We start from the raw sequence: 18,821 nt of genomic DNA, 5'->3' as shown, positions 1-18,821 counted from the left end.
ACTCGTGAATTATGCTGTTTTACTCGTGAATTTCACGCTTTTACTCGTGAGTTTCGCACTTTTACTCGTGAATTCCGCACTTATACTCGTGAATTATGCTGTTTTACTCGTGAATTTCACGCTTTTACTCGTGAATTCCACTTATCCACTTTTGCACGAGTAAGGGCGAAAATAAAAAGCAACCTGCATTAGGCTGCTCGTTATCGGCTCTAAATTATACCCACCATAAATCAGTTGGACTTTCGTTGATGAGTACAGTTTTCAGATTGGTTACGGCCCGTTGGAATCCTTCTTCAACTGACATCAGCGGATCTTCGTGTTCGATGCTGACGACGTAATCGTAACCGTATGTGCGAAGGGCGCTCATGATGTCAGACCACTCTTGCAGGCTGTGGCCGCATCCTACAGAGCGGAAGTTCCAGGCACGGCTCTGGATATTGCCATAAGGCTGCATGTCGGTCAATCCATACATATTGATGTTATCCTGATCCAGGTATGTGTCTTTTGCGTGGAAGTGGTAGATTGCTCCCGCTTTCCCTAGGATTTTGATGGCTCCTACTGGTTCGATGCCCTGCCACCAAAGATGGCTTGGATCAAGGTTGGCGCCTATCGCATCAGATGTAGCTTCCCGCAGTTTTAACAGGGTGTAGGGTGTGTGGACGAGAAAGCCCCCATGCAGTTCAAGGCCGATTTTTATATTGTGTTCATCGGCAATGGCTGCCACTTTCCTCCAATAAGGGATCAATTTTTCTTCCCATTGCCATTTCAGCACATCTGTATACTCATTCGGCCATGGGGCGACGGGCCAGTTTGGATATTTAGCTCCTTCGTGATCACCCGCTGTACCAGAAAAGGTATTGACGACCGGGACGTTCAGTAAGGATGCAAGCTTGATTGTTTTGATCAGTGTTTCATCACTTTCTTTAGCGAAGGCTTCATCAGGAGAGATTGGATTGCCATGGCAGCTGAATGCACTGATCGTTAACCCTCTTGTTTGAACGGCTTCGAGGTATTTTTGGCGCTTTTCTTCACTTTCGAGCAGTTCATCGAGTGGACAATGGATATTCCCTGGATACCCGCCTGTACCGATTTCAACTGTTTTTAATCCGGAATCCGCGACATAATCAAGCATATCCTCGAATGATTTTTGAGCAAATAGCACTGTAAAGATCCCTAATTTCACATGCCCCACCTCACCTTTTCATTAATTTATGCTCATGACCTTCCCACTTGCCGAGCTTTGATAGATGGCTTCGATTATTTTCGAAACTTTCATGGCTTCCGATGGTTTTACCAATGGTTCTGCCAACCCCAGGCAGCTGTTAATAAAGTTCTCTGCCTGTTGCAGGTCTGGTGTATCCTCTCCTGGCATCCATACTGCCTCACTGTTTAAAAGCATGCCGTGCTTAGCCTGATTCAAGACCAGCGGGAACACATCAAGACCGCCCTGCGTTCCGGATAAACTCAAAACAGTTGCTTCTTCACGGATATTCGCGGCCCAAGATGTTTCGAATAATAGAGATGCTCCGTTGGCAAATTTGATATATGCCGTGGCATGGTCATCCACTTCAAATACCGAGGCATCGAAATTGCCCCATAAATTGACCTGATCGACACCCTTACTGACATAATTATATGTCGAACCTACGATTTCAATCGGTTCTGGGTCATCCATCAGCCATAATGCCAAATCGAGCAAATGGCAGCCGTAATCGATCACGCTTCCCCCGCCTTGCAATTCCTTGCTTGTAAAAACTCCCCAGCCAGGGACTTTGCGCCGCCTGATTGCCTGTACACGCGCTACATAAGGTTCACCGATTTCACCGGCCTGAATCATTTTCTTTGCAGCCTGGGCTTCCTTCATGAAGCGGTAATGATAGGCAGTCGATAACACTTTACCGGATATGTTTGCAGCCTCGGTTATCGCTAAACATTCCTCGGTTGTAATGGCCATCGGCTTTTCGCATAACACATGTACACCCGCTTGAAGGGCAGCAATGGAAATCTCCGCGTGAAACTTGTTTGGCGTTGCGATTGTAACAGCATCCACTTCAGCAAACATTTCTTCATAATTGGTGAATACCTTTTCGATATGAAATTCCCGCGCCACTTCCCGCGCCTTCATTTCATCTATATCCTGAATGGCGTATAAAACCACTTTATCTTGAAATTTTTGAAAAGCTGGGATATGCCTTTTTTGGGCAATTCCGCCAGCACCGATAATACCCATTTTTAATTTGTACATGATGACTTTTAACCCCTTTATAAGCGGATGATTTTTCGGGATGCATTTGATTCCATCGCGCCAAGAATGACTTTTAATGACTTTAATCCTTCAACTCCTGAGACAAGAGGCTCCTCATTGTCCACCACACATTTTACAAAGTGGCTGATCACTTCGGAATCATGCTGTCCTTCTGAATCATTAGTCTGGATGCTTCCTAATTGGATGGTTTCTGTTTTTCCATTATCATGATGGATGATCAGTGAGTATTTCGGATCGTCTTCAAGGCGCAATACCGCTTTTTCCGCATAAATGACCGTAGCATTGTCTTCTTTTGCATAAGACCAGCTGGCGGTAAGAGTTCCGATGATACCGTTCTCCGTCCGGAGGATACAGGCCGCACTGTCATCAACGTCTGTGTTTTTCTTGGCGGTCGTTTCCACAAAGGCTCCCACTTCAACAAATTCTTCTCCAAGGATATACCGTAATAAATCAGCTTTATGAACGCCTAAATCGCCCATTGCACCAATGACCGCCTGATCCTTTTTAAAAAACCAGCTTTCCAGTCCGTCCACGCTCCAGGTTTCCGGCCCGGAATGTCCAAAAGCCGTCCGGAAGCTATAGACCTTCCCTACCTCCCCGCTCTCAATAAGCTGTTTCGCTTTTTGATGAGAGGGAACAAATCGCTGATTATGACCAATCATTAGTATTTTGCCGCTTTTCGCTGCTGCTTCATTCATTTTTTCAGCGTCTGCTAAAGAAGTAGCCATTGGTTTCTCACATAGGACATGCTTACCCGCTTCCAAGGCCGCAACCGTGATGCGTGCATGCAGGTAATTCGGTGTACATACACTGATCGCTTCAATCTCCTCATTCTTCAAAAGTTCTATATAATCAGTATATGCTTGCGCTCCATACCTTTGTGCTGCTGCATTCGCCCGGTCCGGCACAATATCACAAACGGCAATGATCTCCGTTTCCTGATGTGATTCATACTCCGGAAAATGCCTATTTTTTGCGATACTCCCGCATCCAATGACTCCTACCTTCACTATGCCCATTTTGTTCTCTCCTTCACTTCAGCTCTTTGGATGAGATGGATTCCAACGGTTCGGCTTTACCATAGTTCGTTGCGATTCCAAATTCCGGCTTGACCCAATCAACGGCATTTTTAATCACACGTTGAATCTCCGGATTATGGTAGGTAGGATATGTTTCATGTCCTGGACGGAAATAGAAAATCCTCCCTTTACCCCGCTGATACGTGCAACCGCTTCTGAATATCTCCCCGCCTTCAAACCAACTGACGAATATTAATTGATCTGGTGCAGGAATATCAAAATGTTCCCCGTACATCTCTTCCTTTTCAAGCTCGATATATTCTCCGATTCCATCAACGATAGGGTGACTCGGATCGACTACCCAAAGCCGTTCCCTTTCATCCGCCACCCGCCATTTCAAATCACAAGTCGTTCCCATCAATCGTTTGAAGATCTTTGAAAAATGACCAGAATGGAGGACGATGAGACCCATTCCCTCGAGTACTCGCTTGTGAACCCTTGCAATGATTTCATCCTGAACTTCATCATGTGCAACATGACCCCACCAAAGCAGTACATCGGTTCGTTCCAGTACTTCCTCGGTTAATCCGTGCTCTTCTTCATCGAGAGTAGCGGTCCTCACCTCGACCTGTTCACTTTGTAAAAAGCCGGCAATTGCACCATGGATGCCATCCGGATATACTTTTGCTACTTCAGGCTTTGTTTTCTCGTGGCGAAACTCATTCCATACAAGGACTCTCATGAACAACCTCCTCCATTCAAGAATCACAACTTGTTTTGATGTTTAACTATTACCTCTTTATTCAAAACGCAAACGTTTGCGTTAGGGATGATCAAAATATAAGAACATACTTATCGACCTTAGAAAGTATGAATTTTCAAAAATAATAGTGATAATCTATATTGTAAATTTATGTTAGCAAAAATCAAGCTTTAATTGGTAAAACATTTCTACAATTTTCATTTAATTTCCTTTTCAGCAACAAAATGCGACTCCCGCTTTATGATTTTGGTAGGAATGCTGATGCTCTTTTCCATCATTTCCGGATTCGCAATAAGATCGAACACGCATTTTGCGGCTTCATACCCTAACTGATACGTATGGATATCAACCGTTGTCAGCGGGGTACTTAAAAATTCTATGAATTCTGAGTGGTTAAAACAGACGACGCTTATTTGCTGCGGCACTTTCAAGTTCTTTTCGGCTAACACTCCAAGTAAGAGCACACCCAATAAAAGATCCATAACCAAAAAAGCGGTTGGTGCCTCCTTCAATTCCAGCAATTCGTCAATCGCCTTTATTCCATCCGTTCGATTTAAAGGAATCAATTTGATATATTCCTGTCGCACATCCACCCCGGCCTGTTCCATCGCTTGTTGAAAGCCTGTCAAGCGGTCCTGGATCACTTCAAACTCGGGGCTGCCTCCTAAAAAGGCGATTCGCTCATGTCCAAGATTGATTACAAACTCCGATACTTCCCTGGCCGCTTGAACATTATCGTTATCAATGAATGTGATACCGCTCATGTTCGTACTTGGCTTCCCGATCAAAACGAACGGGAAGCCCTGCTTCAATAAATACGGCACCACTTTATCGTCCTTTTTAGAGTACAAAACAATCATGCCATCCACTCTTCTGCCCTGGACCATTTTCACGACATCCTCAAAGATGGCATCCTCCGTCTCGCCGGTAGTCAGAGAAAGACTGTACCCTTCTTTATTACAGAAATCCCCGATGCCCCGGATCACTTCGGGAAAAAAGGGATTATAAAGTGATTCCCTTGCCGAACTTTTCATGACGATCCCAATGGCCTTAGTTGACTTCGTGACTAAGTTCCGGGCATTTTCATTCATATGATAGCCCATTTCCTTTAATACCTTGCGTACCTTGCGCTTGGTCTTTTCACTGATTGTCGGGCTGTTATGGATTACACGCGATACCGTTGATGGAGCGACATTTGCTTTTTTGGCAACGTCTTTTATAGTAACAGACAAATTCATCAACACTCCCCGTTCACCGCACATGGTTTAATATTCCCTATATTTAAATAGTTATTTAACGGCTCCATCTGCAATTCCTTTAATAATTTGCCTCTGAGCAAAAAAGTACGCAATGATGACTGGAATGATGGATAAAGTAAGTCCAGCCAAGGCGAGATGCCATTGCTTCGTATATTGTCCGAAGAAGAAGAATAATTTAAGTGGAATGGTCTCCGATCCCGCGCCGCCAATAACAAGGGATGGCAGCAAATAGTCGTTCCATATCCAAATGACATTCAAGATCCCAACTGTAATGGACATCGGCTTTAATAGTGGAAATATGATATACCAAAATACTTGAAATCGGTTTGCACCATCAATCTTTGCTGCCTCATCAAGTGAGAGGGGAATCCCTTTTAAGGTACCATGATATAGGAATATGGATAGACTGCAGCCAAAACCTAAATACATGAAAATCAGTCCAGCCTTGTTCAGCATCCCAAGCTGTCCGAATTGAGCAACGAGCGGTATCATCACAGACTGAAACGGGATCAGCATGGCTGCTACAAACACAAAGAAAAGCAGGGAACTTATTTTACTTTTGTTTCGGGAAAGAGCGTATGCTGCCATCGCAGAAAAGATGATGATGATGACTACACTGACGCCCGATATCAATAAAGAATTGAATAAAGTCCGGAGGAAATCCAATTGCTCGAAAGCTTGAGTGAAGTTTTCCAATGTCCAGGTTTCAGGCAGTCCCAATGTATCGGCAAATATATCCCGTTTCATTTTAAAAGCATTGACAAGCATTAAATAAAACGGAGTGAGCCATAATATGGCCAAAATGAATCCGATGAATCCAATCAGCCACAATTTCCATTTTCCCTTCATTACAGCTCAACCTCCCGTTTTTTATTGAAATAGACTTGTGTCAGCGAAACGACCGCCACGATTACGAAAAAGATAACGGCTTTTGCCTGTGCATATGCCATATCGTTTTCGGTGAAGGCGGATTTTACAATGTTCATCGCAACCATTTCAGTTGAATTATAGGGAGCTCCATTCGTCAAAGAAAGGTTTTGATCATAGATCTTGAACGAGTGGGAAAGCGTCAAAAACAAACTGACGGTAAAAGCAGGTGCCACTAGCGGAAAAGTTATATGTCGAAAACGCTGGAAGCTGTTCGCTCCGTCAATTTTTGCCGCTTCGATCAAGTCTTCAGGAACAGCCTGCAGATAGGCAATATAAATGATCATGATATATCCGGCCATCTGCCAAGACGTTAAAATGATCAATCCCCAAAATCCTGTATCAGTCGTTGATAACCACCCATTAAATGCTTCGATCCCCGTTAAATCACCAATCGCACCAAAGACCTTAATAAAAATGAACTGCCAAATAAAGCCGAGTATCAAGCCGCCAATTAAATTGGGCATAAAGAAAACTGTCCGCAATATGTTGCTTGATTTAATTTTCGAAGTCACGATGAGGGCCAAACTTAATCCGATGATATTGATTACCACAATTGCCGCTACGGAAAATTTAATCGTGAACCAAAATGTATCAAGGAACCCTTTATCCGTAAACAAGTCTATATAATTTTTAAAACCGATGAAATCCGGTGTCCCTAAACCGTTCCAATTCGTAAAGGAATAATAAAATCCGTAGATGAGTGGCACGATCACAACCAAAATGAGTGCAGCAAGAACAGGTGTCAAAAACAGCCAATATGCGGCATCCCGATTTCTCAACGAAACCGACCTCCTTGAAATGATTTAATAGTTAATGGGTTAGATCATGACTGGGTTATTTGATGAATCCCTTAGCGGCTTTTCTATAATAAGGAACAACCAATCGACACGTTTTTCTTGCCGATTGGTCACTTGCATTTCCCAACTCTTATTTGCTATGAATCTTCTCCCAATTTTCAATGTTCTGTTGGACAAGTTCCTCCCAAGTCAATTTACCAGTTACGTATTTTTGGACACTTGCACCAAGATCATCATTCCAACCGACCGGATATCCATTAAACACCCACCCAATCGTATTTCCTTCTTGGGAGTATTTATAAATTTCTTTTGAAATTGGATCGGCAATTTTTTCTACATCATATCCTTCATAAGCAGGAATGAATTTAAAATCTTCCAAAACGGCTTTTTTCCCTGCTTCGGATGTATACATCCAGTCGAGGAACTTCTTCGCTGCTTCCTGTACCTTTTCATCCGATTTCTTGTTCACTGCCCAATAGTTCGGTACACCGACCGGCATGCCTGCATTGTCTCCATTTGGAATCGGGATGATGCCAATTCCCTTTTCAGCTAACTCAGGATCCATATCATAGACTGTGTTATACACCCAGTTACCTTGCTGAATGATCGCAACCTTTTCAAGCGAGAACAGCTCCTCCACTTGTTGGGAGTAATCAAGACTTGCTGTCGGCTGGACGGAATACTCATTTTGGATATCGACCAATTGTTTAAACTTGTCACCATCCGTGAATTTAACCGTTGGTGCCTTACTTGCTTCCAACACATTCCCATCAAACTCCGGAGATAAGAATACATTGGATAAATGGTTTCCTGTCACCCACTTCTCTTTGACCGGATAAGCGAAAACTGCATCGATTTTCAATTTGTCTTTTTGTGAATCGATTTTCTTAACTGCCGCCTCTAAGGCTTCATAACTTGTAATTTCATCAGGATTGATTCCGGCTTCTTTAAATATCCGTTTGTTATAAATCAAGCCGTATCCTTCCTGGTTAAATGGAAGTCCAAGGACTTGCCCGTCCTCTTCCACGCCATCCAAAGTACCGTCAAGTGCTGCAGCAGCAGCCTTCGTGTCCTTTAAATCTGTTAATCTATCTTTATATTGTGCGACATCTACCGGTCCGCCAATGTTAAACACCGCTGGCTCCTCACCTGAAGCGAACTTTGCCGTAATGGCTGATTTATAATCATTTCCGCCGCCGACTGTCGATACCTTGATCTTCACATTTGGATTTTCTTTTTCATATTGTTTTGCCAATGTCTCGAATTGCGACTTGAATTCTACCTTGAATTGAAATATATCCAGCGTCACGACATCCTTTGAGTCGCTGTTTCCGCCAGTTGAAGAAGAGCATCCAGCCAAAATCACACTAAAAATCAATAAAACAGTAAGAATTCCCCCGTACCATTTTTTACGCTTCATGCCTACCCACTCTCCCTTTTTCTCATAATATTCATGCAATTTTAAGAAAACGTTTGCATAAAATTAGTAAAATAAAAGCCATTCATTCTATAAAATTCATAGTCTATCGTACTTCTTTTACATCACCTCCTCACAAAAACATTGCAAACGTTTACATTTATGCGCTTTATATTACCACCAAATTCCATACTTTACAATAAAATTGTAGTATATTGTAAAAAAAGGATGTTAAGAACTCTCTTAATCTAATTATATGATTCAGAAACCTTTGATTATTCCTTTATCCGATTATTTATTGTACGGGCATTTTCATTCCCGGCATTATACGAAAAAAGGGAAACCCGTCGGTCCCCCTCTTTTCACTTCAATATCATCTTCACATTGGAAGGACCGTATTCATCCTTCAATTCATAATATTTATCGCTTGCTTGTCCAAATTCCTTAAACACACCGCTAATGATCAATTCATTCGTTTCCTTATCAACGACACTATACTTGATATTGCTTTTCCCAAACTTTCTGTCATCCACTTTTAAAAGGATCATCTTGGACACCTCCACATTTAATGGCTGCACTCCTCAGGGTGTGTGGTTTCTTACTTACATAATATAACAAATTATTCAGAATTTATAGATTTTTCGCCATGCAAAATAAAAAAGCCTAATTAGGCCTTTTCATTTCGCTTATACATTATTACCATCAGGACTTCGAGATATCCAGGAAACCTTCACCGAATACGTCCCGAACATCATGTATGGCTATAAAAGCATTGCTATCCGTTGACTGCACTATTCTCTTTAACTTTAGTACCTCTTGCTTACTTATAACGATATATAAAATATCCTTGGATTCTTTTGTATAGTATCCATGACCACTAAAAACAGTGACCCCCCGGTCCATCAATTCGGTTACTTGTTTTGCAATCTGGTCCGCTTCTTTTGAAATGATGGTGATCGCTTTTTTCGGATTCAATCCCTCAATGATGAATTCCATCGTTTTTGTTCCAATATAAAGCATTAGTATAGTGAGCATCAGACCTTCTGCGCCAATGATGAAATAAGATGAGAACGCAACGATTAAATCGAAAAACAGAAGTCCGTAGCTTAAGCTCCATCCCAAATACTTATTCGTAATTCGGGCAAGGATCGTCGTACCGGCAGTAGTTCCTCCAACACGAATGATCATGCCAATACCTGCACCGGCAAAAACCCCGCCAAATATCGCATTGATGACCAATTCATCTGAAGATATCGTCCAGCTTTCCGTTAAATGAAGGAAAAGTGAATTAAATGCAACGGCTACGATTGTATATACCGTTGTCATTTTCGACAAAAATTTATAACCGACAATGAGCAGGACAGCGTTAATGATCAAACTTAACAGCCCTGGTGACCATTCAAAAAGATAAAACAGAATGATGGTTATCCCCGTGACTCCTCCCTCACCAAGCTCATTGGGAATGACGAAAAGATTTATTGCCAAAGCGAAAATAAAAGCTCCTATTAATATAAAGAAAACATCCAAAGAAATCTTTTTCATATTTATACCTTCCTTTATGTAATGGTTAATGTGAATTCTGTTAAATTTCACTGCTCTATAGTAACATGGAATTTCATTTAATCCTTCAAAGATTTCAAGGTTTAACAAAAAGACTACCTTGAAAGTTAGATTATCTTCAATGAACGAGCTTAATACATAAAGGCACCAATTTCATTAAGTTCTTTTATACATTAGCTTAACAAAACCGCCTCCCGATTCCCCTTAAACTTATTTTTTATGGTTAGATTCATATCTAAATAATCAACCAGCCTTTTCCGACCCTTGAATTCTCCCAGATTAATGGATCATTACTTTATTCTCATGCTCCTTTTCAAAGCTTGACAGTTTCATTGAGTCATGATTAGAATATTTTATATGTTAACCTATATTAATTTTAGTTAACATATAAAAAGGAGAATGTCCATGCACAGTGAAAAACGTTTACCTTGTTGGGAAGAAAAAATAAAAAAAGAACTGGCTCATTTAGAAGAGATTTCGCAAAAGCGTGAACTCGTATCAACCGAATGTGCCGAGCAGCCTTGGCTTACGATCAACGGGTGCAGGATGCTTAATCTAGCTTCTAATAACTATTTAGGATATGCAGGAGATGAGCGGCTGAAAAAGGCTATGGTTGATGCCGTACATACATATGGTGCAGGAGCAACGGCTTCACGTTTAATTGTTGGCAATCATCCTCTTTACGAGCAGGCGGAACAAGCTCTTATCAATTGGAAGAAGGCCGAAGCAGGACTCATCATCAACAGTGGATATAACGCGAACCTTGGAATAATCTCCACCCTGCTGTCCCGTAACGATATTATTTATAGCGATAAATTGAATCATGCAAGCATTGTCGATGGAGCTCTTTTAAGCAGAGCAAAGCATATACGCTATCGTCATAATGATTTAGATCATTTAGAAGCATTTTTGAAAAAATCACCGATTGAAGCACGTAAATTAATCGTGACGGATACGGTCTTCAGCATGGATGGTGACTTCGCTTATCTTGAAGACCTAGTTCGGTTAAAGGAACGCTATAACGCAATGTTAATGACAGATGAAGCACATGGAAGCGGCATTTACGGTAAAAACGGTGAAGGCTATGCCGGTCATCTCCATCTTCAAAATAAAATAGATATCCAAATGGGAACATTCAGTAAAGCGCTTGGTTCATTCGGGGCATATGTTGTCGGGAAAGAATGGCTCATCGACTATTTAAAAAATCGCATGCGCGGATTCATCTATTCAACTGCACTTCCCCCTGCCATACTCGGTGCTATTAAAACAGCGATTGAACTTGTACAGCAAGAACCGGAACGCCGCTCACTGCTCCAAACACATTCAGAATACTTTAGAGAAGAACTCACAAATTACGGGTTTAACATTTGCGGAAGCCGATCACAAATTGTTCCTATCGTTATCGGGGAAAACGAAAAAGCGATGGAATTTGCTGCACGTTTGCAAAAAGAAGGAATTGCCGCTATTGCTGTCAGGCCGCCGACCGTTCCTGAAAATGAAGCGAGAATCCGGTTTACCGTAACGGCTCTCCACGATAAAAAAGATCTTGATTGGGCAGTTCAAAAAGTTTCGATCATTGGAAAAGAAATGGGTGTTGTTGAATGAAGCAGCCTAATTTAGTCGTGCTTCCTGGCTGGGGAATGGAAAAAGAGGCGTTTCAACCGTTAATCAAACCGCTGTCAGAACTATTTCACCTTTCATTTATAGATTGGAGAGATATGAAGGCACTAAATGACTTTGAAGAACGGGTCATAAACACAATCGCTTCCATCAATGGTCCTGTTTATTTATTGGGCTGGTCATTAGGATCACTAGTATCACTTGAACTTTCAAGTTCTTTTCGAGAAAGAATAAAAGGTTTTATCCTTTTTGGCGCAACAAGTCGGTTCACTACAGGAGAAAATTATTCATTTGGCTGGGATCCGCGAATGGTCGAGCGCATGAAGAAACAACTGTCGCGCAATAAAGAGAAGACTTTGACTTCCTTCTATGAAGCGATGTTTTCCGATGCTGAAAAAGAAGCAGGTTTTTATCATCAATTCACCAAGACCATTCAAAGCGAGTTTCATGGAGATGATGTGTTTTCGCTTCTGATTGGTTTGGATTATTTACTTCAGAAAGATGCTCGAGCAAGACTCGACCGGATTGAAGCCCCCTTTTTAATGCTTCATGGGAGGGAAGACAAAATTTGTCCAATTGAAGCTTCATCTTTCATTAAAGAGAATTTGGGTGGGAAAGCCGAGGTACGTATTATCGAAGGTGCTGGTCATATTCCATTTTTCACAAAACCAGAGGAATGTATGGAGCATATAAAAACATTTATTCAAAAGGAGTACGTTCATGATAGATAAACGATTGTTAAGCAAGCGATTCAGTGAACACGCGCAAACATATGATGTGTATGCCAATGTTCAAAAAAACATGGCAAAGCAATTAGTGGATTTGCTTCCTCAAAAAAACACCAATCATAAAATCAATATTCTTGAAATCGGCTGCGGCACCGGTTACTTAACCAGGTTACTTGTCAAAACATTCCCTAATGCCGCCATTACGGCTGTTGATTTGGCACCCGGTATGGTTGAAGTGGCAAAAGGATTGACAAAGGAAGACCGTGTTACATTTTTATGTACGGACATCGAAGAAATGGTGCTAAATGAAAATTACGACTTGATTATTTCCAATGCAACGTTTCAATGGCTGAATGATATTCCTGCAACCCTTGAAAAACTTTTTACACGATTAACGGCGGAAGGAAGCCTGATATTTTCAACGTTCGGAATAGATACCTTTCAAGAGCTTCATAGATCATATGAACAAGCGAAAGAAAAGCTTCAACTTTCCATGGATAGTTCACCAGGCCAAACGTTTTACACTCTGGAAGAATTATCCCAAGTTTGCGAAGCAGCAATCCCCTATTCAGCAGCAGCTCCAATCGAGATTACAAAAATAGAACAGCTTGAACTGGAGTACTTTCAGACAGTACGTGAATTTTTCACTTCAATCAAAAAGATTGGCGCTGCTAACAGCAACAAAGAAAACTACTGCCAGCGCCCTTCCTTTTTTCGAGAGTTAATCAACATATACGACACAGAATACCGAAATGATTCAGGTGTGAAAGCAACCTATCACTGCTTGTTCTTTAAAATAATAAAACATGATTAATCCGAAGATAACCATCTGGGATACAAGCAAAATATTATACATAATCGCAAATCGTTTATATAAAGTAACGACTAGTATTCCATCCGCTTACTGTCGGTTAACCATCCCCTTCAAGCAATTCAGTCCGCCGCCACTCCTAATTCCTTTGGAGAGGCGGCGGACTTTTTACGTATAACTTCATCCAAATACCTTGCCATCAGTAATATTGACCACTCGATCACATAAATCCAACATTCTTTCATCATGTGTTACCATGATGCCCGCTTTATTTCTTGATTTCACCTCATGTGCAAGCATTTCAACAACATCCCTGCCTCTTTTGGAATCAAGACTTGCGGTCGGTTCATCCGCTAAAATGATTTCTGGATCATTCATCAGCGAACGGGCGATGGCTACACGCTGCCGTTCACCGCCCGACAGTGCTTCTGGCAGGTGACCTGCCCGATGGCCAAGTCCAAGGTGGCTAAGCAATTCGTCCGCTTTTTTCACAGTTGTTTTATCTCGCTTGCCGATCAATTCAGAAAGCAGCAGAAGCTGATCTCGTACGGAGAGATATGGCACAAGATTCGACGATTGGAATACAAACCCAATCTTTTCAAGGCGCACCCGAGTCAATTCTTTTGGGGATAGTGTTGTTATATCCTCACCATTCAGCAGTAAGCGGCCTTTGCTCGGGGATAGTAACGCACCTGCTATTGAAAGGAAAGTACTTTTTCCTGAGCCCGAAGGACCCACAATCGCGACGAATTCCCCCGCTCTCACATTCAGGGAAATATCATCAAGGGCTATTACCTTATTATCGCCTTCCCCATAAACCTTACTGACGTTTTCAAATAATAGTTTATCCCCCATCATGAAACCCTCCCTATTGCTTCGATCGCATCTATCTTCGCTACTCGGTATAGTGATAGCAGCGAACCCAATACGGATACAGCCAAAAGTAACACGGAATATTTAATGACCAAATCGGCACCCAATTCAAAGGGCATTCGTTCTGGCATGATTAAAGTGACGCCGTATGTCAGGGCAACACTGATGGCTATGCATGTCACGGCAAGCAGCATTACTTGACCAACGATGCTTTTTGCCAGGTAGCCCGTATTGGCCCCGAGTGCTTTAAGGACTCCAAATTGATTCGTCTTCTGCAAAGTAATCACATAAAAGAATACGGCCAAAACGAAAGCTGCAATGACAAACAAAAAGGCAATCATCATCGTCAATGTACCCTGTTCCTCTTTGAACCCTGGTATACTCTGAAGTGATTCTTCTTTCGAAATGAGCGTTACGCCTTCAGGCAATGATTCACGTACATTCTCTTCTGACTTCGAATCCATTTGCACGGCTATTGTGCTGATTGAGTCTTTACCTTGATTTTTCAATCCAGGATTAATCTCCTGCCACCCCTTAACATTCATGTAAACTGCCGGTGTATGGCTGTATGACTGCTTTTCAGTAAAACCAACAATCGTGAAAACCTTACCTGATAGGTCATCTTTAAGTGAATCACCCAATTTATAACCCACTTCTTTTAAAGAACGATCTGCAACGACTTCACCTTGTTTCTTATTGTCATAGCTCTTTCCTTCTATGACCTTCGGTGCTAGTATCCCACTCGCATCAGTCGCAAAAATCGTGACATCCGTTTTCTCCGAAGAGCCGATTTTATTCAATGTGATCATCATTTGCCCCAGCCCTTCGGCTGCTTTAACATCCGATATAGCCCGGATTTCATCCAGCTTTTCCATCGATATGATCGATCGATTCAATTTATTTTTAGAGTCATGCTCCATAACGAAATAGTCAGCCTTCATGTTTTGTATGGATGAGGCATTATCTGAAGAAAGTCCATTAGCTAATCCTGAAATGATAAAAACAAGCAAAGCGACCAATATCATGATCAGTCCAATCAGCAGATAACGTAATTTGGAATGCTTCAGTTCACGTATTGCCAAAAACATCATTTCATCTCCCATTACTTTTGTTTACCGATCAAGTCCTGTTTGATCGGTATGACCCGATTGTAAACAATCAATATGAATGGAAGATGAACAACTGATTACATAAGGGGCAGCCGTATATAAAAAGTGGTCCCTTTACCAAGTTCGCTTTGGACTTCAATCGTTCCCCCATGAAGTTCAACCGTCTTCTTCGTAATCGAAAGTCCTAATCCGCTTCCGGTTTCACTCCGGTTCCTCACTTTGTCGACTTTATAAAAGCGATCAAGGATATAAGGAAGGTCTTCTTCTGGAATTCCAATGCCCGTATCCGCGATCATCACTTCAACAGTACTGTCTATTCTTTTAATCCGAATATCGATCGAACTGCCGCTTTCCGAGTATTTAATGCTATTGGTTATCAAATTCGTCCAAACTTGGTTTAAAAGCTTTTCATCTGCAGAAATGACGGTTGACGGCAAATCCATTTCGATCACCATATCCTTTTCCCGCCAATTCCATTCCAGCATGAACAACACCTGCCGGATTTGCTGCGCTAAATCGAAATTTGACCGCTGCAGCGGATCATCTACTTTATCCAACGAAGCAAGCATGAGCAGCTGTTTGCTTAACGACGACATGCGCCTGCTTTCTTTTTCAATGATGGACAAGTACTGATTTCTTTGTTCTTTTGTTAATTCCTCCGATTGAAGGGTTTGGGAAAAACCTTGGATGGATGCAAGCGGAGATTGAATTTCATGAGATACATTCGATACGAACTCCTGCCTCATATCATCCAACCGCTGTATGCTATGAGTCATTTTCGAGAAGTGCTGTGCCAAGTCCCCTATTTCATCGCTTCGGGAGACATTCAATTCACTACTATAATCCCCATCTGCGATTCTTTTTGTAGCCTCCGTTAATTTCGTAATCGGCTTAACGATGAAACGCGTATTAATGATTACAAATAAAAAACTGAGAAGGAGCGTCAGTACGAGCAAAACTGCAAGGAAAAAGCGAAATTCGCCAAACTGCAGCTCTATATTGGGTCTTACAAACAATGCATGCTTTTCGCCATTCACGGTCATCGGGACCCCAATGCTATTAATTAATACATCTTCAAAAAAACCCGTAATAAATAACCCATTATTATAATTGGCGATACCTTGATAGGTATTCCCATTCAAAACTCCGGAAATCGTGTCGCGGTCCAAATTCGTTTCCCGAAACGGCTCACCATATAAAGTTCCTTCACCCTGCTCATTAAATAGATACATTTGATAGTGCAATCCTGCAATATGATTTAAATACGCATCAATATCCTGATCAAGATTCTCCTCATATAAAGAGACGATCTCATTTGCGACTTTGCTTATCTTCTCACCATTGTTGTGTTTTTGAACCTTATGATAATAGACATTGGAAATTAAAAAAGCGATGACACTGGCAAGCACCATGATCAAAATGGTTTGAATAACTATCCTGAAATAAAGTGTTTTCACTTCTTGTTGACCTCCAGTTTATAACCTAAGCCACGGACAGTCGTTATGACAAAGTCATCTGTCCGGCCGGCAAAACGTTCCCTCAACCGTTTAATATGGACATCAACCGTTCGATCGTCCCCTGAAAAATCAGCACCCCAAACCAGTTCAATAAGCTGCTCACGCGTAAAGACCTGATCAGGAAAACTCCCCAGCTGGGCCAGCAGCTCAAATTCCTTAAGGGGCAGGAGCAGCGTATTCCCCTTTATTCGCACTTCGTAACTTTTACGGTCAATCACCGTTTGATTCAATGAGATGGATTCAGAATTCACCATACGGTATCTTCGCAATAGCGCTTTTATCCGAAATAGAAGCTCCCTTGGCTCAAACGGCTTCACGAGGTAATCATCCGTACCCGCAAAGTACCCCTTTTCCTTATCGATAAGTTGATCTTTAGCTGTCAATAAAATGACGGGCAGATCATATTGATCCCGGATCTCCTTACAAAGATCCAGTCCGTTTTTATACGGCATCATTATATCGACAACAGCCAGATGGATCCGTTCCTTCTCCAGTAACAAGGAAGCTTCATTACCGTCCTTCGCTTCCGATACCATGTACCCTTCCTTTTCCAAGTGAAATTTAAGCAACTCCCGAATATGCCGATCATCATCCGCAATTAATATATGTATCAAAGAAACCACATCTCCACTTCTTTTATAGCCCTGGCTAAACATACAATAGCAATAATTAAACCTGTAAAACAACAAATACTAATTCAATTTCCAGTTCCTTATAAACTAGTTTGCCACTAATATACAGCACCCTCTTATTTTTTTAAAAAAATAAAGTCAAAAGCGGACAGAATCTAAAAACCCTGTCCGCTTTTTTCCTATAGTGAATCGTCATATTCACGCTAGTTCAGCTCTATTGATATTTTTATCGCTTAAGAGAGTTTTAAATATTCTGAATATAAATTATAATTGTTTTATTTTAAAACATCTAGGAGGTCACTATGGGAGTAGTAGAGAAAATCAGCGGATTTGCTGGTAAAACATTTACCTTATGGGTCATTTTATTTGCAGTTATTGCGTATATCTTACCTAATCAGTTTATATGAATTGGAGCCTATATTGTTCCATTACTAGGAATTGTCATGTTTGGCATGGGACTTACATTATCAGCAGCGGATTTTAAAGAAGTATTCCGACGTCCGAAAGAAGTGGCACTAGGGGTTGCAGGACATTTTATCATTATGCCCTTATTGGCATTCGGATTAGCAATAGGGTTCGATTTGCCCAAAGAAGTCGCTGTTGGTGTTATTTTGGTAGGATGTTGCCCTAGTGGAACGGCTTCAAATGTCATGGTGTTTCTTGCGAGAGGAAATGTTGCGCTTGAAGTTGCCATTGCTTCTGTTTCCACTATTCTAGCGCCTATCGTAACGCCCCTGCTTATTCTGCTCTTGGCAAGTAAATGGGTCAACATCAGTATTGGGTCATTATTCTTTTCGATCATTCAAGTGGTGATTATCCCACTGATACTAGGATTTCTTGTTAAAAAGTTTTTCGGCAAACAGGCAGAGGGCGGTGCAAAGGCTTTACCTCTAGTATCTGTCATTTCCATCGTTCTGATCGTATCTGCCGTAGTAGCTGGCAGCCAAGATCAGCTGGCTAAAACAGGTTTGCTGATTTTTGCAGTAGTCGTTCTTCATAATGTTCTTGGTTTTTTACTCGGCTTCTTCTTTGCTCGTTTATGCGGGATGGATTTAGCTAAACAGAAAGCTGTTGCAATGGAGGTCGGTATGCAGAACTCTGGTTTAGGTGTAGCCATAGCAACAGCCCACTTCTCGCCTTTGGCCGCTGTTCCAAGTGCCATTTTCAGTGTTTGGCATAACATATCAGGTTCCGTTCTGGCCTATATCTTCAGTCTCATGAAAGATAAAAAAAATGTAGGCACCGATAAAAATAATTCGATAAAAACAGACGCATCATAATATGTTGGAGATGAACAAAAAAATGCTTTTCAGTAAATGAATAAAAAAAGCCGATTGAGTGAATCGGCTCAGACTGAGACAAGCTCGATGAAAATCGAGTTTGTCTATTTTTATGGCTTGTACAATTTGGACGTTGATTGGAACGTAGGGCACTCGCTTTCCGCGGGCGGTCGGGGAGCCTCCTCGGCTATCGCCTGCGGGGTCTCCCCTAGACGCGCTTTTCCCGCAGGAGTCTCGTAC

General features: G+C 41.7%; 17 protein-coding genes and 1 pseudogene. 4 read left to right on the top strand and 14 right to left on the bottom strand.

Annotation, left to right across the window (positions count from 1 at the left end; genetic code table 11):
• Positions 1-214: 214 nt before the first annotated feature.
• The 10 genes from ADA55_RS18895 to ADA55_RS18850 form a co-directional block, all read right to left on the bottom strand.
• Complete coding sequence (locus ADA55_RS18895) at positions 215-1,183, bottom strand: sugar phosphate isomerase/epimerase family protein (protein WP_048686708.1); 969 nt, start codon at positions 1,181-1,183, stop codon at positions 215-217.
• Between the two features lie 21 nt (positions 1,184-1,204).
• A complete protein-coding gene (locus ADA55_RS18890) occupies positions 1,205-2,245 on the bottom strand; it encodes a Gfo/Idh/MocA family protein (protein ID WP_034305944.1) in 1,041 nt (346 codons plus the stop codon).
• 17 nt (positions 2,246-2,262) lie between these two features.
• Positions 2,263-3,285, bottom strand: a complete 1,023-nt coding sequence (locus ADA55_RS18885) for a Gfo/Idh/MocA family protein (RefSeq protein ID WP_048686706.1) — start codon at positions 3,283-3,285, stop codon at positions 2,263-2,265.
• Between the two features lie 13 nt (positions 3,286-3,298).
• Positions 3,299-4,027, bottom strand: coding sequence for a ThuA domain-containing protein (locus tag ADA55_RS18880; protein WP_034305948.1), 729 nt, complete (start codon positions 4,025-4,027; stop codon positions 3,299-3,301).
• 218 nt (positions 4,028-4,245) lie between these two features.
• Positions 4,246-5,280: a LacI family DNA-binding transcriptional regulator gene (locus ADA55_RS18875; RefSeq protein WP_034306559.1), complete on the bottom strand. Its 1,035-nt coding sequence runs from the start codon at positions 5,278-5,280 to the stop codon at positions 4,246-4,248.
• A gap of 57 nt (positions 5,281-5,337) precedes the next feature.
• The gene (locus ADA55_RS18870) at positions 5,338-6,156 is read right to left on the bottom strand and encodes a carbohydrate ABC transporter permease (protein ID WP_034305951.1); all 819 of its coding nucleotides are present in this window, start codon (positions 6,154-6,156) and stop codon (positions 5,338-5,340) included.
• Positions 6,156-7,016: a carbohydrate ABC transporter permease gene (locus ADA55_RS18865; protein ID WP_034305954.1), complete on the bottom strand. Its 861-nt coding sequence runs from the start codon at positions 7,014-7,016 to the stop codon at positions 6,156-6,158. Before ADA55_RS18865 ends, ADA55_RS18870 begins: the two co-directional genes overlap by 1 nt.
• 148 nt (positions 7,017-7,164) lie before the next feature.
• Positions 7,165-8,454, bottom strand: coding sequence for an ABC transporter substrate-binding protein (locus ADA55_RS18860; RefSeq protein WP_048686702.1), 1,290 nt, complete (start codon positions 8,452-8,454; stop codon positions 7,165-7,167).
• Positions 8,455-8,813: 359 nt separating this feature from the next.
• On the bottom strand, positions 8,814-8,999 hold the full coding sequence (locus ADA55_RS18855) for a hypothetical protein (RefSeq protein ID WP_034305959.1): 186 nt from the start codon (positions 8,997-8,999) through the stop codon (positions 8,814-8,816).
• Positions 9,000-9,153: 154 nt separating this feature from the next.
• A complete protein-coding gene (locus tag ADA55_RS18850) occupies positions 9,154-9,993 on the bottom strand; it encodes a YitT family protein (protein WP_034305961.1) in 840 nt (279 codons plus the stop codon).
• A 423-nt stretch (positions 9,994-10,416) separates the two neighbouring features.
• On the opposite strand from ADA55_RS18850, the gene bioF reads away from it, so the two are divergent.
• Genes bioF through bioC form a run of 3 tightly spaced genes read left to right on the top strand, consistent with a single transcriptional unit; the run spans position 10,417 to position 13,173 of the window.
• Positions 10,417-11,616, top strand: coding sequence for an 8-amino-7-oxononanoate synthase (gene bioF / locus ADA55_RS18845; protein WP_053087430.1), 1,200 nt, complete (start codon positions 10,417-10,419; stop codon positions 11,614-11,616).
• Complete coding sequence (locus ADA55_RS18840) at positions 11,613-12,362, top strand: alpha/beta fold hydrolase (RefSeq protein ID WP_048686700.1); 750 nt, start codon at positions 11,613-11,615, stop codon at positions 12,360-12,362. The genes bioF and ADA55_RS18840 overlap by 4 nt, the downstream gene beginning before the upstream one ends.
• Positions 12,352-13,173 (top strand): malonyl-ACP O-methyltransferase BioC, encoded by an 822-nt coding sequence (gene bioC / locus ADA55_RS18835; protein ID WP_048686698.1) that lies wholly within the window; start codon positions 12,352-12,354, stop codon positions 13,171-13,173. The genes ADA55_RS18840 and bioC overlap by 11 nt, the downstream gene beginning before the upstream one ends.
• A gap of 177 nt (positions 13,174-13,350) precedes the next feature.
• Here the strand turns inward: bioC and ADA55_RS18830 are convergent, their stop codons facing one another.
• From ADA55_RS18830 to ADA55_RS18815, 4 genes are all read right to left on the bottom strand, one after another.
• Positions 13,351-14,028 (bottom strand): ABC transporter ATP-binding protein, encoded by a 678-nt coding sequence (locus ADA55_RS18830; RefSeq protein ID WP_048686696.1) that lies wholly within the window; start codon positions 14,026-14,028, stop codon positions 13,351-13,353.
• Positions 14,025-15,131, bottom strand: a complete 1,107-nt coding sequence (locus ADA55_RS18825) for an ABC transporter permease (RefSeq protein ID WP_048686694.1) — start codon at positions 15,129-15,131, stop codon at positions 14,025-14,027. The genes ADA55_RS18830 and ADA55_RS18825 overlap by 4 nt, the downstream gene beginning before the upstream one ends.
• Before the next feature lie 98 nt (positions 15,132-15,229).
• Positions 15,230-16,609: a sensor histidine kinase gene (locus ADA55_RS18820; RefSeq protein WP_048686692.1), complete on the bottom strand. Its 1,380-nt coding sequence runs from the start codon at positions 16,607-16,609 to the stop codon at positions 15,230-15,232.
• Entirely contained in the window at positions 16,606-17,283 is a 678-nt protein-coding gene (locus tag ADA55_RS18815) for a response regulator transcription factor (protein WP_048686690.1), read from the bottom strand. Before ADA55_RS18815 ends, ADA55_RS18820 begins: the two co-directional genes overlap by 4 nt.
• A 320-nt stretch (positions 17,284-17,603) precedes the next feature.
• On the opposite strand from ADA55_RS18815, the pseudogene ADA55_RS18810 reads away from it, so the two are divergent.
• A pseudogene (locus tag ADA55_RS18810) lies at positions 17,604-18,581 on the top strand (bile acid:sodium symporter family protein).
• The last annotated feature ends 240 nt before the right edge of the window (positions 18,582-18,821 follow it).

Source organism: Bacillus sp. 220_BSPC (genome assembly GCF_001054655.1).
Lineage (GTDB): Bacteria > Bacillota > Bacilli > Bacillales > DSM-1321 > Peribacillus > Peribacillus frigoritolerans.
Note: the sequence above shows the minus strand (reverse complement) of the source record. Positions and strands in the feature narration are given on the sequence as shown.